Source organism: Sphingomonas sp. CCH5-D11, from assembly GCF_001557395.1.
Classification (GTDB): domain Bacteria; phylum Pseudomonadota; class Alphaproteobacteria; order Sphingomonadales; family Sphingomonadaceae; genus Sphingomonas.
This window is the reverse complement of the sequence record NZ_LSKH01000148.1, coordinates 18,753-34,588: the sequence shown is the minus strand read 5'-3', so window position 1 is coordinate 34,588 and position 15,836 is coordinate 18,753. Positions and strand designations below refer to the sequence as shown.

At 63.8% G+C, this 15,836-nt stretch carries 13 protein-coding genes and 2 tRNA genes; 13 read left to right on the top strand and 2 right to left on the bottom strand.

Annotated features, from left to right (window positions below):
* Nucleotides 1–621, bottom strand: a 621-nt coding sequence (locus AX702_RS09535; protein ID WP_156455429.1) for a sigma-54-dependent transcriptional regulator, incomplete at its 3' end; no start/stop codon positions are given.
* Between the two features lie 128 nt (nt 622–749).
* Here AX702_RS09535 and AX702_RS21610 point away from each other — a divergent pair.
* The 7 genes from AX702_RS21610 to AX702_RS09505 all read left to right on the top strand — a co-directional run bounded on the left by AX702_RS21610 (nt 750) and on the right by AX702_RS09505 (nt 5,945).
* On the top strand, nt 750–884 hold the full coding sequence (locus tag AX702_RS21610) for an aa3-type cytochrome c oxidase subunit IV (RefSeq protein ID WP_231731802.1): 135 nt from the start codon (nt 750–752) through the stop codon (nt 882–884).
* Nucleotides 885–887: 3 nt separating this feature from the next.
* Nucleotides 888–2,012 (top strand): NAD(P) transhydrogenase subunit alpha, encoded by a 1,125-nt coding sequence (locus AX702_RS09530; protein ID WP_066778802.1) that lies wholly within the window; start codon nt 888–890, stop codon nt 2,010–2,012.
* Nucleotides 2,013–2,138: 126 nt separating this feature from the next.
* Entirely contained in the window at nt 2,139–2,438 is a 300-nt protein-coding gene (locus AX702_RS09525) for an NAD(P) transhydrogenase subunit alpha (RefSeq protein WP_066778800.1), read from the top strand.
* A gap of 99 nt (nt 2,439–2,537) precedes the next feature.
* Complete coding sequence (locus tag AX702_RS09520) at nt 2,538–4,046, top strand: NAD(P)(+) transhydrogenase (Re/Si-specific) subunit beta (protein WP_066778798.1); 1,509 nt, start codon at nt 2,538–2,540, stop codon at nt 4,044–4,046.
* 125 nt (nt 4,047–4,171) lie between these two features.
* A complete protein-coding gene (locus AX702_RS09515) occupies nt 4,172–5,116 on the top strand; it encodes a winged helix DNA-binding protein (RefSeq protein ID WP_066778797.1) in 945 nt (314 codons plus the stop codon).
* 101 nt (nt 5,117–5,217) lie between these two features.
* Nucleotides 5,218–5,293 (top strand) — tRNA-Val (locus tag AX702_RS09510).
* Nucleotides 5,294–5,432: 139 nt separating this feature from the next.
* The gene (locus AX702_RS09505; protein WP_082746179.1) at nt 5,433–5,945 is read left to right on the top strand and encodes a DUF2141 domain-containing protein; all 513 of its coding nucleotides are present in this window, start codon (nt 5,433–5,435) and stop codon (nt 5,943–5,945) included.
* 11 nt (nt 5,946–5,956) lie between these two features.
* Here the strand turns inward: AX702_RS09505 and AX702_RS09500 are convergent, their stop codons facing one another.
* A complete protein-coding gene (locus AX702_RS09500; RefSeq protein ID WP_156455428.1) occupies nt 5,957–6,463 on the bottom strand; it encodes a hypothetical protein in 507 nt (168 codons plus the stop codon).
* Nucleotides 6,464–6,544: 81 nt separating this feature from the next.
* On the opposite strand from AX702_RS09500, the gene AX702_RS09495 reads away from it, so the two are divergent.
* The 6 genes from AX702_RS09495 to AX702_RS09470 all read left to right on the top strand — a co-directional run bounded on the left by AX702_RS09495 (nt 6,545) and on the right by AX702_RS09470 (nt 15,835).
* Nucleotides 6,545–6,621: transfer RNA gene (locus AX702_RS09495), tRNA-Arg, on the top strand.
* A 410-nt stretch (nt 6,622–7,031) separates the two neighbouring features.
* Nucleotides 7,032–8,078 (top strand): NADP-dependent oxidoreductase, encoded by a 1,047-nt coding sequence (locus AX702_RS09490; RefSeq protein ID WP_082746178.1) that lies wholly within the window; start codon nt 7,032–7,034, stop codon nt 8,076–8,078.
* A gap of 238 nt (nt 8,079–8,316) precedes the next feature.
* The gene (locus AX702_RS22505) at nt 8,317–9,708 is read left to right on the top strand and encodes a hypothetical protein (RefSeq protein WP_066778791.1); all 1,392 of its coding nucleotides are present in this window, start codon (nt 8,317–8,319) and stop codon (nt 9,706–9,708) included.
* Nucleotides 9,705–10,463: a class I SAM-dependent methyltransferase gene (locus AX702_RS22500; RefSeq protein ID WP_066778789.1), complete on the top strand. Its 759-nt coding sequence runs from the start codon at nt 9,705–9,707 to the stop codon at nt 10,461–10,463. The genes AX702_RS22505 and AX702_RS22500 overlap by 4 nt, the downstream gene beginning before the upstream one ends.
* 24 nt (nt 10,464–10,487) lie before the next feature.
* On the top strand, nt 10,488–11,282 hold the full coding sequence (locus AX702_RS09475) for a hypothetical protein (RefSeq protein ID WP_066778786.1): 795 nt from the start codon (nt 10,488–10,490) through the stop codon (nt 11,280–11,282).
* Between the two features lie 350 nt (nt 11,283–11,632).
* The gene (locus tag AX702_RS09470; RefSeq protein WP_066778785.1) at nt 11,633–15,835 is read left to right on the top strand and encodes a cadherin-like domain-containing protein; all 4,203 of its coding nucleotides are present in this window, start codon (nt 11,633–11,635) and stop codon (nt 15,833–15,835) included.
* The last annotated feature ends 1 nt before the right edge of the window (nt 15,836 follow it).

Genomic DNA, 15,836 nt, shown 5'->3' with positions numbered 1-15,836 from the left:
GCTGCAATTCACCGTTAGCATCGGCTTTCTGGCGCGCGGGCTGGCCGCATGGACCGCCTCCGCCACCACTTCCTTGCCGACGCCGCTCTCACCCTCGATAAGCACGGCGACTCGGGCGCGCGCCGCCTTAGCCGCGATGGCCAGCGCCGCGCGGAATTGCGGTTCTGACCCGACGATCTCGTCGAAGCCAAGCATCGCGGGGATCTTTTCGGTAAGCGGGCGCAATTCGCCCGCCGCGGTGCCCTCAACGGCAGCTTCCAACGCCTGCAACAAGCGTTCGGGTGCCAGCGGCTTCACCAGGAAGTCGGTCGCGCCGGCACGCATTGCGTTCACCGCATGGGCGACCGAGCCGTTCGCCGTGACGACCAGCACCGGAAGCGCCGGGCGACGGGCGCGCAACTCGGCGATGAGCGTGGAAGCGTCCGCATCCTCGCCCCAATGATCGAACAGGATCGCGTCCAGACGCATCCCGTCCTGCGTGCCAAGGGTGGCGATGGCGGTTTCCGCGTCACCGGCAAAGATCGTGCGCCAGCCGCCACGGGCGGCAAGCGCCGCCACGAGGCGCCGCTGCGCAGGCTCGTCATCGATCAGCATCAGCAAGCGCTGCCCGTTGCGCGTCATCTCTGGTCCTGTCCCATCCGGTGCTCTGCTTTATCGCGTGCAAGTAAAAGCAGGCTTAAGCAGGCTTGAGGGGTGGCCGTCGAGCGGACTAAGACGCTACACAAAGCTTTTTGGGAAAGAGGATGGCTATGGCTGACCATGGTACGACCCGCGGAGACATGAAGGCGCATGCCGCCACTTATGGCCGCGTGATGGGGATGCTGAAGTGGGGAACGGTAGCATGCGTGCTGCTGGCTGCCCTTGTTGTCTGGTTGATCGCCTGAGCCATGAAGATCGCTGTCCTTAAAGAGGGGGCGGACGGCGAGCGGCGAGTGGCGGCAACACCGGAGACGGTGAAGAAGTTCATTCAGCTGGGCGCAGATCTGGCCGTGGAATCCGGCGCTGGCGCTGGCGCGTCGATCGCTGACGAGGCGTATCGCGAAGCCGGCGCTACCGTAGGTGATAGGGCAGGCACGCTTGCCGGCGCCGACATCATCCTGGGCGTGCAGGGGCCGGACCCGGCCTCGCTTGCCGGGGCAAAGCCGGGCGCCTGGGTGGCGGCGGGGCTCAATCCGTTCGGTGATCGGGCGCGGGTGGATGCCTATGCATCGTCCGGTCTGGAAGCGCTGGCGATGGAGTTCATGCCGCGCATCACCCGCGCTCAGTCGATGGACATACTGTCCTCGCAGTCCAATCTGTCCGGGTACAAGGCGGTGCTGGACGCAGCAGCCGAATATGGCCGTGCCTTCCCGATGATGATGACGGCTGCGGGTACCGTTTCGGCGGCGAAGGTGTTCGTCATGGGTGTGGGCGTGGCGGGGCTTCAGGCGATCGCGACCGCGCGCCGTCTGGGGGCGCAGGTGTCCGCCACCGATGTCCGCTCCGCCACCAAGGAGCAGATCATGTCGCTCGGCGCCAAGCCGATCTTCGTGGAGAATGTCGCCGGCATCGAAGGCGAGGGTTCCGGCGGCTATGCGACGGAAATGAGCGAGGAATATCAGAAGGCGCAGGCCGAACTGGTGTCCGGGCACATCGCCAAGCAGGATATCGTCATCACCACCGCCCTGATCCCCGGCCGCGCCGCACCGCGCCTGATCAGCGATGCGCAGATCGCCACCATGCGGCCAGGCAGCGTGATCATCGATCTCGCGGTGGAGCAGGGCGGCAATGTCGAGGGCGCCGTAGCTGGGGAGATCGTCGTCAAACATGGCGTGAAGATCGTCGGCCATCGCAACGTGCCGTCGCGCCTTGCCGCCGATGCATCGGCCTTGTTTGCACGCAACCTGTTCAACTTCCTGTCCGCCTTCTGGGACAAGGAACAGGGCCGGCCGGTGCTCGATGAAGAGATTGGCGATGCCGTTCGGCTGACGAAGGACGGCAAGGTGGTCAATCAGCGGCTTCTGACCGCCTGATGCCGTCCTGCACGCCGCCCACCGAGCAACAGAGCAATCAGCCGGGGCGGCGAAAGTTGAGGCGTTGGAGGAAAACGCGCGAGTGTCTCAACTTTCTCAACATTCGCGTGGTGTGAGGAGGGGAAGTTGAGCTTCATCGCGATCCTGTCGATCTTTGTGCTGGCCTGTTTCGTCGGCTATTTCGTGGTCTGGTCGGTTACCCCGGCCCTTCACACGCCGCTGATGGCCGTCACCAATGCCATTTCCAGCGTCATCATCGTCGGTGCGCTGATCGCCGCCGCCGCCAGCGGCTCGGCCAGCGCCAAGTGGCTCGGCCTGCTCGGCGTCGTGCTGGCGAGCATCAACATCTTCGGCGGCTTCGCCGTCACCCAGCGGATGTTGGCGATGTACAAGAAGAAGGAACGGCCCGCTGCGGCCAAGCACTAAACACGGGCGTCGCATGGGCCGGGTCGGGCCCGACTGCCATGAAGTAGCGCCACAAAAGGGCGACCCGGCGATGGCCGGACGATTAGGGGGAAGAGGATAGTGGAACACGTCGCGGACAATCCCTGGGTGGCGCTCGCCTACCTGATATCGGGTGTGTGCTTCATCCTCGCCCTGCGGGGTCTCTCCAGCCCTGAAAGCAGCCGGCGGGGTAATCGCTACGGCATGATCGGCATGGCCATTGCCGTGATCACCACGCTCGCGACGCACGTGCCCGTGGTGCCGGTGATCGCGGTCGGTGAGGTCGCCGGCTATGATTATGCCGCATTGCTGCAGCGGGTGGATACGCTGGCCGTATTCCAGATACTCGCTGCGATCGCGGTGGGTGCGGTGATCGGCGTGGTCACGGCGCGGCGGATTGCCATGACGGCCATGCCGCAGCTGGTGGCGGCGTTTCACAGCCTCGTCGGCCTTGCCGCGGTGCTGGTGGCGATCGCCGCTTTCCTCAATCCGGTCGCCTTCGGCATTGCCGATGTCGTGACGCCGCTGATCGGTCAGCCCTTCGCCGCGATTCATGGTGTCAGCCGGATCGAGATGATCCTGGGCGTGGCGATCGGCGCGATCACCTTCTCCGGTTCCGTAATCGCCTTCCTCAAGCTGAACGGGAACATGGGCGGCGCCCCGATCATGCTGCCGATGCGCCATGCGATCAACCTCGGCGTCGGGCTGATGATCCTGTGGTTCTCCTTCTCCTTCTGGCTGACCCAGTCTCCGCTCGACTTCTGGATCGTCGTCGCGCTTTCCTTCGCGATCGGTTTCCTCCTGATCATTCCGATCGGCGGTGCGGACATGCCTGTCGTCGTGTCGATGCTGAACAGCTATTCCGGCTGGGCGGCTGCGGCGATGGGCTTCACCCTGCACAATACCGCCATGATCATCACGGGCGCGCTGGTCGGCTCCTCGGGCGCGATCCTCAGCTACATCATGTGCCGCGCGATGAACCGCAGCTTCATCAGCGTGATTGCTGGCGGATTCGGTGCAGAGGCCGGGCCGAGCGGCGGTGGCGCGGCGCAGATCGACCGGCCGTGGAAGCGCGGCTCAGCGGAGGACGCCGCCTTCCTGATGAGCCAGGCGGAGCAGGTCATCATCGTGCCCGGCTACGGCATGGCGGTGGCACAGGCCCAGCATGCGCTGCGCGAGATGGCAGACAAGCTAAAGGAGCATGGCGTCCGCGTAAAATATGCCATCCACCCGGTGGCCGGCCGCATGCCGGGGCATATGAACGTGCTGCTCGCCGAGGCGAACGTGCCCTATGACGAGGTGTTCGAGCTGGAGGACATCAACTCTGAATTTGCTCAAACAGATGTCGCATTCGTCATCGGTGCGAACGACGTCACCAACCCGGCAGCCAAAACCGACAAGTCGTCGCCCATCTATGGTATGCCCGTCTTGGATGTTGAGAAGGCCAAGACCGTTTTGTTCGTCAAGCGGTCCATGGGCGGTGTCGGCTATGCTGGTGTCGACAATGAGGTTTTCTATCGCGACAACACCATGATGCTCCTGGCCGACGCCAAGAAGATGGTCGAGGAAATCGTCAAATCCTTAGATTAGTCCTCGTTGATCCAATTCGGATATGAAACACGTTCCAGCATGTATACCTGCCATTTCGGATGTTAGACAATCGCCAAGTCCGATAATGGTGAACACTTGGGTTCGATCGCGGATCGGAGTGATACATGCAATTGATTGAACGAGAATATCTCGCGCAGATGACGCGATTCGATGCCGTGCTGATCAACGACGCTGGAGACGAAGAGGTCGGCGGGGCGGGGGCTGCCGCTGCGGTCGCGCTTGCTGGCGGCCGCATCGTCACCTCGGCGCCGCTGCACGACGCCGTGAAGCGGATCGCTGATCTTGCCTCGCGCCCGCTCATCCTGATCGACGCGCGATCCGCCTCCGAAGATGACCTTTCGCGGGCGCTGTCCCGGCTGGACGGCCTGGCCGCGGGACGTGACCTGTCCATGGTCGTGGCGATCGATTCGGAACAGATCGATGTGACGGCAGCCGGATTGCAGCTGTCGCGACACCAGATCCTTTGTGACCCGGGCCCGTCCGACTGGATCGGGGCAATCGCCGTCGCTCAGGGAACCACGCATCTCGCGCTGCATGATCGCATCAGCGAGAATGAGGCGGCGCGGCTCGCGAAGCTGAATGCCGAAGTGGCCCGGATCGCCGATGTTCTCGCGCGGCTGTCGAAGCACGACGATCCGCCGCGCAGCGCGCTCGTGGCGGAAGCCGGGCTCGATTTCAGTTCCGAGCCGGGCGGCGAGCATCCGATCACGGCCGCGGACATCCGCCAGATCGTGCGCGCGCGCCGACTGCGCGACCGTTATGTCGGGACCGGGCTGTTCGAAGATCCCGCATGGGACATGATGCTCGATCTTTACGCGGCGCACCTCGAACGGGCGCATGTGTCGGTGTCGAGCCTGTGCATCGCCGCCGCAGTGGCGCCCACGACCGCGCTGCGCTGGATCGCCCGGCTGACTGAGGCAGGCCTTTTCGAGCGTCGCCCCGATCCCTTTGACCGCCGTCGCGCCTTCATGTCGCTGACGGAACGGGGGCTTGATGCCATGCGCCGTTATGTTTCCATGGCACGCGCGCTTGGTCTTCCAGTGGTATGACACGCGCGTGCCTCATGGGCGCGCGTACAGCACCGGCGCTATGGCTTGCGGGTCTCTTGTGTAGCGCGCGCGGGGCGCCTAAGGGGCGTGCACCCGAAAGGGGGCGCTTAGCTCAGCTGGTAGAGCGGCTCGTTTACACCGAGTAGGTCGGCGGTTCGAACCCGTCAGCGCCCACCATGATCCCCCTAGCTTCGAACTTCGGTTGCCCGTCAGCACATGGCGGTCGGACATATCGGTGGGGAAGTGTCATGCCGCCGTCTCGTTTCGCCGACGAATCGCCATCGTTGCGCCATCTGCGCGTGGCAGAACCCCTAGTATGAAGTCCTTAGCCTATCTTGCATTCGCCACTGTCCTGCTCGGCAGCCCAGCCCAGGCGCAGGGCGGGGGAGCGATCCTCGGGCCTTATGCGGCGCGCTGTACGGCGGGAAACGCTCCTGCGATCCTGGTCAATGTCGTCGGGCTGAAGAGCCGGTCCGGTCAGTTGCGCGTGCGGACCTTTGGTGGTCCGTCCTCCACCTGGTTCGAGAAGAAGGGGTGGCTGACGCGCGTGGAGGTTCCCACACCGGCGACCGGCCCGATCCGGTTCTGCATGCCTGTCTCAGCGCCGGGCACCTATGCGATCGATCTGCGGCATGACGTCAGCGGCAACGGAAGCACTGATCGCTCCGATGGCGGGGGCGCGTCCGGCGATCCAAAGGTCACGCTGCTAGATTTCGTGCTCGGGCGCAAACCGTCGCCCAAGGTGACAGCCGTGCGGGTGGGTAGCGGCGTGACGGAAATCACCGTCACCGCCATGTATCTGCGCAACGGGGCGTTGCGGCCGCTCTAATTAAGGCAGCCTCAGGCCGGCGAAAGTCGGCCTTGAAGGGATGAGATCCGCTCCGCCTGCGCCTTGATGGCGGCTCGAGCTTGATCGGCGGCCTGGGTGAGTGGTGGGTAATCGGACGCCAGCGACAAGGCGCGCTCACGTGCCAGATCGTCCAGCGTGACGGCGATGTCCGCGGTTGACGAGCGCAGTTCATCCATCTCCGCCAAGGCGACATGGGCGTTCAGCCAGGCCTCACTCCCGGCCGCCGCGCCCTTCGCAACGGTGACCAATCGTTCAGCGCGGGAACTTGCCGCCTCGAACGCGGCGGAGCGTTCCGCGAGCAATCGGGTGGTCTCTGCGATCTTCGCATCCACTTCAGGATCTGGCTTGCTTGCCTCGGTCGTTGCCGCCGCAGCCGGCTCCTCCAGGCTCTGTGATTCGGCCGGGCGCGGGAGTAGCGAGGGATAGCTGGCTGGTGCCGTGCACCCCGTGATCAGCAATCCGGGGACCAAAGACGAGAGGAAAGCGCGCAAAATCATGGCTCGTGCTTACTTTTTCAAAAAGTAGCCCGCAACGCTCTTGCGCAATCTGAAAGTCGCTTCTATCAGCGCCACTCCAACGCGCCCGTAGCTCAGCTGGATAGAGCATCAGACTACGAATCTGAGGGTCGGACGTTCGAATCGTTCCGGGCGCGCCATTCTCCCACAAGGGAGGATGAGGACTTAAGAGGGCCGGCGAAAGCCGGCCCTTTTCGTTTGTGATCAGTGCGTTACCGCGTTGGTAACAAGTCAGCGGTTGGCCCGCTCTTATGCTGGGGCGCGGACCTCAGCGGTCCTACGCTCACTATCAGCTAATCCAGCGAACAGTAGCTACGGGCCTCGCAAGCCTAGCCTCACCTGAGCATCAGCGAGGTCGTAGATGCACCCCCCCCCGGATCGACCCGTAGTCTGCCTGCCGGATCGATCAGGCCGTCGTGGTGCGCCGCCTTCTGATGCTGCCAGGCGCCAGCCGATCAGAGATGGAGTGCGAACGTGATTCCGCGCTCTACTGCGATAATGATGTCGCCTAGCCACACGCGCCGAAACAGATAAACTGACCAGAACAGATATGCGAAAGAGGGGATGCGGTTTGATCAATCGGCAATGGACCTTGGCGTCACATCCGGGCGGCGAAGTATCGCGGGAGAACTTTTCCTGGAGTGAGACGCCGGTATCAAACGCGGCGCCCGCTTCCGGACAGATCCTGCTGCAGACGGAGCTCCTGTTGTGTGCGCCGACCATCCGAAACTGGATCAGCGGCAATCGAAGCAGCTATTATCCCACGGTTGAGGTCGGCAGTCCCGTGATCGCCCCGGCGGTATCCAGAGTAGCGATGAGCGACAATGCGGCGTTTCCAGTCGGCGCGCGCGTGCTCGGCACCGCAGGCTGGCAAGATTATCAATGGGTCGATCCGGCGCTTGGATACCGCATCATTCCTGATGCCGTCTCTTCGGTCGATGCTTTGGGCGTGCTCGGCATGAACGCCCTGACTGCGTATTTCGGCATGCTCGACGTGGCCCGGCCGAAGCCAGGCGAAGTGGTACTCGTCTCCGGCGCGGCGGGTTCCGTCGGATCGATCGCGGCGCAGATCGGCCGCATCGTGGGTGCGCGCGTGGTGGCAATATGCGGTGGAGCGGAGAAAGCGGCCTGGCTGCGCGAGGCGTGCCGTATCGATGACGTGATCGACTACAAGGCGGAGGATGTCGCGACCCGGATCGACGCGCTCTGCCCGGGAGGCGTGGACGTCTTCTTCGACAATGTCGGCGGATCCCTGCTGCGCGACGTTGTCGCACGCCTGAACCGAGGCGGTCGTGTCGCCCTGTGCGGTCAGATCGCAACATATGATGGCGCCGCGGGCGATCCACCGCTGGACATGATGCGCATCATCTATGGTGCGATCAGGCTGCAGGGCTTTCTGGTTCCCGATTATGCCCATCGATACGAGGAAGCGATGGTGCAGCTTGGGGGATGGCTCGAGGCGGGCGAGCTGGCGCATCGCGAAGATGTTCGCGATGGACTTAGCCAGATGCCGGAGACTTTTGCCTCGCTTTTCCGAGGAGACAATAACGGCACGTTGATCGCCCGCGTTTCTGATGAGAGCGGGCGGCCCATTTAACCTAATAAGGACGTTTGGCTGACGTTCGCGTCGGCCGAACGGATCATGTGTCTGACCGAAGATAAGGCATGGGTAACGCACGTCATTACTTAGGAATCTGTCCCTAATCTAAGTAGCTTAGGGAGATCTCCTTAATGCCTCGGCACCATAAGTTTGGCAGCGTTGGCACAGCTCCTGAGCGGGGTGTTCCGGCGCAGTGGTGACAATCACTCTTCCGTCGGAGTGACGGAGGGCAAGTATGGCCAGCAAAGCCGCTGGTGCAGTCATTGGCGAACCCGCGCATGGCACGGAGCATCCGGCGCTCGTGTGGCTGGTCCTGATCGCATCTGGGCTCCTTTATGGCCTGACGGTCACGGCAACGCCGGCGCGCTTGGCAGAACATGACGCATTGGTCGCCGTGATGAGCCTGGCGCGGGATGGAGCCCTGCCATTCGCGGGCGGCGGTTATGATCTGAACGCATTGCTGTCCTCCTTGGCAAGCTCGGCGGTTCAGCTCGGTGGCGAGCCGCCGCTGGCGGTGGTGCGGCTTCCTTCCATTCTGGCGATGGCGCTGGCCGCTGCCTGGATGTTCGTGTGGCTCCGGCGCCACGAGGGAAATGCCGCTGCACTGACGGCAACATTGCTCTTCGCCACGTCAGGCTGGGCGCTGGAAAGCGCACATTCCTCTCAGGTGAACGCGCTACAGACCTTGCTGGTGCTTGTTGCCGCAACATGGGTGTTCGATGCCGCGCGCGCCGCATCGGGCGCCACCCGCCGACGGATTGCGGCGGCTGCGATGTTGTTGATCGCGTTCCAGCTCCAACCTACGGCCGCAGTCGCCGCTCTGGCGCTGTCGATCTGGTGTCTCCCTGGCGGCTTGCGCGCCGCAGTGGACCAGCACTTTGCGCGCAGGACCCTGTTGCTCCTCATTGGCGCCGTCTTCGTCGCCGGATTGCTGTTGGTGATCACGCCCTTCGTGTTCGCGGTCATCCGGGCCGACCTCTTCAACGCTGCGCGCGACCATGCGCTGACCGGAGAAGTGTGGTTCAGCTTGCGGGACCTATGGGTGCAGGCGCCGCTGTTGGTGGCGCTGCTGCCAGTCGCGATGGTGTTCGCGTTGCGGCGATCGTCATCACTGGTCGCATTGGCACTGGTCATGATCGCAGTGCCATTGATCGTTCACGCCGCCGTGGTGCCAACGTCGCGCGGCGCCTGCGCCTATGTCTTTCCATTCCTAGCAATCATCTACGGCCTTGCGCTCGCCACGCCGCTGGAGCGGTTGCAAGCCCGCCTCACCGGCGATCGCTCGGGAGGGGGCGGAGACATGAGGATCGTGCAGGGATTGGCCGCTATCCTGCTCGTGCTGTTCGGCAGCGCCGTGACGATCATGGTGAACCCCACGTACCGGCACACGGCAAATGTCGTTCAGAAAACGACCGACACCATGGTCGGGCTTCGGCGACCGGCATTGGTACACCCACGTGCGCCATGGAGCGACCACGCAGCCGTTACCCCGCTCAACGCTGGTCGTCAGCTGAAAGTCAGGTCGCGGCATCGGTCCGGCACGCTACCCCCGGTCGGTCATCACAGGATGCCGATGATTGCGGCGAGCGATGCGCCTTTTGTTTTCACGGGAGGGCACAAGGCATGACGGCACTGGATGTAACCTGGCCTGACCTCGAAACCTCCTCCGAAGCGTACGCCCACCGGTTTGAGGATGAGGCTGGCGCTTATTTTCTGGAGGTGCAGCGCCGGGGTATCGCTCATCTTCTGCCAGCCGAAGGTCTCCACAGCGTCCTTGATGTTGGCGGTGGGCATGGGCAGCTTGCCGGGCAGCTCGTTGAAACAGGCGCTGCCGTGACGGTCTATGGCAGTGATCCGCGCTGCGCCGGGCGGCTGATGCGCGATCCCGGGCTCGACAGGGTGACGTTCGATAACGGGGATCTGCTCGCCACCCCGTATGACGATGCCAGCTTCGATCTGGTGACGTCGGTCCGACTGATCGGGCACGTGAACTACTGGCACGTTCTGATCGCGGAGCTTTGCCGCATTTCCCGGCAGAGCGTCATTATCGATTATCCCAACATGTTCAGCCCCAGCGCGCTGCGTTTGCTATGGACAGGCGGGCGCCGACCGGTAGCGGGGGATCCCGGAACCTACCGGCGCTTTCGCCCCGGCCAGATATCGGCATGTTTCGCGCGGCACGGTTTCCGCTTGTCGGGCGAGTATCGCCAGCTGACTCTGCCGTTTGGCATGCACCGGCGGTACGGCCCCGGCGCGATACGGGTGGAGGAGCGCCTGCGCACCGCCGGGGCGACGGCCTGGATGGGCAATCCGGTGCTTGCGCGCTTCGATCGCGTGCAGGCGCGAGCCACCGAAGGGGGGAGCGAGCGCGTGAAACCGTGAAGGGCGCTTCGTTGTTGGGGCGTGATGAAAAGCTCCGGAGCATCCGATCGTAGCGCCATGGGCGCGGGCCTGTTCGTCATCGTCACGGCTCTTCTCCAGATTGCGACACCGGGACTCCCGTCGCTCGGCATCGGCGAGCAGATCGGTGCGCAGTCGGATCGCGCGCAAACGCTGGTAACGCCGGCCGGATGGGCTTTCTCGATTTGGGGCGCTCTCTACACAGGATCGCTTGTCTTTGCCGTTTATCAGATGCTGCCCTCGCAGCGGCACAATCGCTTGCTGCACCGCCTGCGCCGGCCCGCCGCGTCCGCGTTCCTCGGCAATGCTGCTTGGGCGGCTTATGTGCAGACGAACGGGCTCAGCTTCGGATCGAGCGCTATTATCGCGTTCACACTGGTGAACCTGCTGATCATTCTTCGCCGGCTGAGCGATTGGCCTGCACGCTTCACACCGGGTGAGCGCTGGTGCGCGATGCTGCCGCTATCCGCGCTTGCTGCCTGGCTGAGCGCAGCCACCATCGTTAACGTCGCCGCCTCGCTACGCTTCCATGGGGTCGAGGCAGGAGAAAGTGCGCCTGTGATCGCTGCGGCGGTCATCGTGTTTGGTGGACTGATCGCCAGCGGCGCGTTGCTCCGCACGGCAGGGAATCCGCCATATGGCCTCGTTTTCCTGTGGGCGCTTGCGGCTATTTTCGCCGCCGGCGGACAGGAGGCTTCGCCTGTTGCATTGGCCGTCGGTGTGGCGGCGGTGCTCGTATTCGGCGCGCTCGTCCTCGGTCTGCGGAGGGGCGGGGCGGTGCATTGGCTCGATGCCCCCTGAGGAAGAGCACCGGTCGTGTGTAGCCGCACTTGAACAGGCTTGCATCTGCTCTGGTCGGACGGACCAGACGAGCGTTGAGGGCTTCACCGACCGCCCAAAAGTACCAAATTGCCGGTCAGTAGAATGGAGCGCGGGCGGGCTCAGCGGCGAATACTCCCCCGTCAGATTGGAAGGACTTCAGTCCTCCGCTGATCGCCTTTCGGGCCGCTTGGTTCTTCCCCTTCGGACAGGTCCTACCTACCGTGGAAAGCTCAAGAATAGCGATGCTCCGGCTGTAAGCGGCGGCGTATCTTAGATCCAATGGCCGCCTGGCCAGTTGGTTCGTTCTCCCAGGCGGTTGGGGAGGAACCATGAGCACAGCCGCACTAACCGCCGACACTGTGGAAACGCAGGTAAATACCTCGGTTACGGGCACGCAGACAGACGCCACGATCGCGGCTTTGTCCACCGGCGGCTATGTGCTGTGCTGGACCGACTTCAGCCGCAATGGTGCCGATGCCAGCGGCACGGCGGTGCGATTGCGGCTGTTCAACGCGCAAGGTCAGGCGACTTCGGCCGAGATCCTGGTGAACACCAGCACCGCCAACGCACAGGATTCGGCATCGGTGGCGGTGCTTTCCAATGGCAACATCCTGGTCAGCTGGACGGACGGAAGCCTGACGGCCGACACCAGCCAACAGGCCATCCGCGCGCAGCTTCTGAGTGCCACGGGCGCCAAGATCGGCGGCGAGCTGCTCGTAAATACCACAACGGTCGGCGGGCAGACCGCGTCGCACGTCACCGCTCTTGCCGGTGGCGGCTTCGTAATCGGATGGGTTGATAACAGCGGAACGCAGCCGGACGGAAATGGATCGGGCATCCGCGGTCAAATGTACGGCGCCGACGCGGCAAAGATCGGCGGAGAGTTCCTGATCAATTCCGTGACCGCCGGCGCTCAAGCGGCGCCCGCCATCTCGGCGCTTCAGTCCGGCGGGTTCGTGGCGACGTGGGTGGACAATAGCAAATTGGGCGGGGACGCATCCGGCTCCTCGATCAAGGCGCAGTTGTTCAGCGCCGCGGGGACGAAGACGGGAACCGAGTTTCTGGTCAATACGACGACACTTGGCGCGCAGGACCAGCCGGTCATCACAACCCTGGCGGATGGCCGGTTCGTGATCGTCTGGCGCGATGCGAGCGGGATCGGCGACAACAGCGCCGCCGGGCTCCGCGCGCAGGTGTTTTCTTCCAGCGGCGCGAAGATCGGATCGGAGATCCTGGTCAACGATTATACGCTGAACACGCAGGCCTTCGCCTCGATCACGGCGACTGCGAACGGGGGGTTCGCGATCGCGTGGCAGGACAACAGCCTGCTAGCCCATGATGCCAGCGGGTACGGAATCCGGGCGCAGATGTTCGATGCGGACGGGGCGAAGCTCGGCGCCGATTTCATCATGAACGGCAACATCACCGGTAACCAGACCGCGCCTGCCATCGTGGGGCTGGCAGGTGGCGGGATCGCTGCGGCCTGGGCCGACAGCGCGCCCAATGGGATCGATCCGGATGGTGGGCTCGTCAGCCGCGTATTCACGCCATATACCGGGTCCGCGACGTCAGTGGACCTTGTGGGGCCGGGCGTGGTTCAGGGAGCGATCGAGCATACCGGCGTCGGCCGCCTGATGCCCGAGGGTGCGCTGAATGCGCTCTACTCGTTCAACATCATCGATGATTCCACCGGCGGCGCTTTCCGCATCGATGGCGATATTCTCACCGTCGCCGATACGGACCGCCTCGACTCGGCGGCAGGCGGAAGTGCGTCCCTGACGCTGGAGGTGAACGACGGACTGGGCGGGATCTTCACATCGACGCTGACCTTTGCCGTGGCGGCCACCACCGACACGCATCGCTTCAGCGCGGGATCCGAAGCGCGGCTCAACATCGAGACGACTGGCAATCAGCAGCAGCTTGCGATGGCGCGCCTGGCAGACGGGCGGATGATCTCCGTCTGGTCGGATGCCAGCCTGACCGGAGATACAAGCGGCACTGGATTGAAGGCGCGCCTTCTGGACGATGAGGGGAAGCCGGTCGGCACGGAATTCCTCGTGAATGGCCAAACGGCCGGTGCGCAGGACTCCCCAGCCGTGGCAGGCCTCGCCGCGGGTGGGTTCGTGGTGGCATGGACGGATGCGAGCGGTAGCGCCGATACCTCCTCGACCGGAATCAAAGCCCGGCTGTTCAACTCAGACGGCGTCGCGAGCGGCGCCGAATTCCTTGTCAACACGGCGACAGCAGGGATCCAGGCGCAGGCTTCCGTTGCGGCCCTTACCGATGGCACGTTCGTCGTCACCTGGCGCGACGATAGTCTGACCGGCGGCGACAACAGCGTCTCCTCAATCAAGGCGCGGCATTACAGTGCGACGGGGCAGGCGCTTGGCGGCGAGTTTCTGGTCAACACGGCGACCGATAGCCGGCAGGAAGCGCCTGACATAACCGCGCTGGAATCCGGCGGCTTCGTGATCACATGGTCGGACAGCAGCCGGGTCGGCGGAGATACCAGCAAGGACGCAATCAAGGTCCAGGTCTTCGATACGCAGGGCGACAAAGTCGGTTCGGAGCGGCTGGTCAACGTTGCCACCGCGAACAATCAACAGCAGCCAGCGATCACCGCAACCGTCGGAGGCGGCTTCGTGATCGCCTGGATGGATGGCAGCTTCGTGGGCGGCGATAATAGCGGGTTCGCGATCAAGGCGAGGCGCTTCGATGATGACGGCGACGCGCTGGGCGGTGAAATCCTGGCGAACACCACGATCGCCGGCAGCCAGATCGCGCCGACGATCACCGCATTGCCCGGGGGCGGCTTCGCCGTGGGATGGGCCGATTACGGCGGCAGCGGCCTTGAGTACGGCACGTCGGGGATCAAGACGCAGTTGTTCGCGGCCGATGGCTCTCGCCTGGGCAGCGAGAGCGTCATTCCGATCCAGGTGCTCGGCGGGCAGGTGGAGCCGGTGCTGGTGACGCGTGCGGATGGCGGTTTCGTGGTCGGCTGGACCGATCTTTCCGGTCAGGATGGTGACGTCAGCGGCTCTTCGGTCAAGGCGCGTGGCATCGCTGCCACGGCCGCACCGACCATCACCACGAAACCGGATCAGTTCGCCGGTGTCGAGGACACGGCAATGGTGATTTCGGCTGCATCGTTGCTGACCAATGATGTGGGAAGTCACGGCTCACCCCTGAACATCACGCGCGTTTCGGCGGTGTCCGGCTGTACCGTGACGCTGAACGCAAACGGTGATGTTGTGTTCACGCCGCTTTCCAACTTCGATGGCACTGCCACCTTCACCTATGTGGTGACGGACGCCAGCGGCACGCTTCAGACGGGCAACGTCACCGTCAGTTTGAGCGGCCGACCGGATGCGCCGTACAGCATCACGATGACGGGCGGCACCGTTGACGAGAACTCGGCCAGCGGCACCGTGGTGGCGGCGTTTGCGGGCGTTGATCCCGACACGGGCGATGTCCTTTCCTATTCCCTGCTGAACAATGCCGGTGGCCGGTTCTCGATCGATGCCGCGACGGGCGTGATGCGAGTGGCCGCGGGTGCGGTGCTGGATTATGAGGCTACGCCGACGCTGGGCGTTGTCGTGAAGGTGACGGACCTGTTCGGCGCTTCGTTTCAGCAGGGGTACAGCATCTCTCTGAACAATCTGCCGGAGCCGAAAAGCTACACCGGCACCAACGGCACGAACAACTTCACGGCGCCGACTGATGATCTCTGGACGATCAGCGGCCTTGGCGGAAACGACACGTTGAACGGTGCCGCATACCGCGATGTGATCGACGGTGGATCCGGCAACGACATCATCGATGGTCGCGGCGGCGCGGACTCGATGGCCGGGGGCGTCGGCAACGACGTTTATTATGTCGATAACACCGGCGACACGGTGATCGAACTGTCGGGTGAGGGCAGCGATCTGGTCTATGCCACGGCGAATTGGACGATGAGCGCCAATATCGAAAATCTGACCATTCTGGGCACCGGCGCAGTATCGATCACCGGCAACAGCGCGACGAACACGATCCTCGGCAACGATGCCGCCAATACGATCTTCGGCGGTGCGGGCGGTGATCTGCTTACCGGGAATGGCGGCGATGACATCCTCTACGGCGAGGACGGCAGTGACTACCTTCAGGGGGGAGATGGCAACGATCGCCTGATCGGGGGAGCCGGCGCGAACGAACTGACGGGCGGGGCCGGTGCGGACATCTTCGTGCTGGCCCTAGCAGCGTCCTCCGCTGAACGGGACAAGGTTCGCGATTTCACGGTCGGCCAGGACAAGTTCGAAATCAGCCGCAGCGCATTCACGGCCATTTCCGACGCTGTTCCGGGCGCGCTCAGCCCCTCCATGTTCATGGCCAATGGCGTGCAGGCGGCGAACGCGGACCAGCATTTCATCTATCAGCGCGCAACGGGCAATTTGTGGTACGATCCCGACGGAAACGGGGCGGCCGCGCAGGTCCACATTGCGGTGCTCAGCACGGCACCGACCCTGACGGCCGCTGACTTCATCGTCGTCTAGC

Coding starts and splice junctions, on each gene's coding strand:
- AX702_RS21610 (WP_231731802.1), top strand. CDS start 750: ATGGCTGACCATGGTACGACCCGCGGAGACATGAAGGCGCATGCCGCC.
- AX702_RS09530 (WP_066778802.1), top strand. CDS start 888: ATGAAGATCGCTGTCCTTAAAGAGGGGGCGGACGGCGAGCGGCGAGTG.
- AX702_RS09515 (WP_066778797.1), top strand. CDS start 4,172: ATGCAATTGATTGAACGAGAATATCTCGCGCAGATGACGCGATTCGAT.
- AX702_RS09505 (WP_082746179.1), top strand. CDS start 5,433: ATGAAGTCCTTAGCCTATCTTGCATTCGCCACTGTCCTGCTCGGCAGC.
- AX702_RS09500 (WP_156455428.1), bottom strand. CDS start 6,463: ATGATTTTGCGCGCTTTCCTCTCGTCTTTGGTCCCCGGATTGCTGATC.
- AX702_RS09490 (WP_082746178.1), top strand. CDS start 7,032: ATGCGAAAGAGGGGATGCGGTTTGATCAATCGGCAATGGACCTTGGCG.
- AX702_RS22505 (WP_066778791.1), top strand. CDS start 8,317: ATGGCCAGCAAAGCCGCTGGTGCAGTCATTGGCGAACCCGCGCATGGC.
- AX702_RS22500 (WP_066778789.1), top strand. CDS start 9,705: ATGACGGCACTGGATGTAACCTGGCCTGACCTCGAAACCTCCTCCGAA.
- AX702_RS09475 (WP_066778786.1), top strand. CDS start 10,488: ATGAAAAGCTCCGGAGCATCCGATCGTAGCGCCATGGGCGCGGGCCTG.
- AX702_RS09470 (WP_066778785.1), top strand. CDS start 11,633: ATGAGCACAGCCGCACTAACCGCCGACACTGTGGAAACGCAGGTAAAT.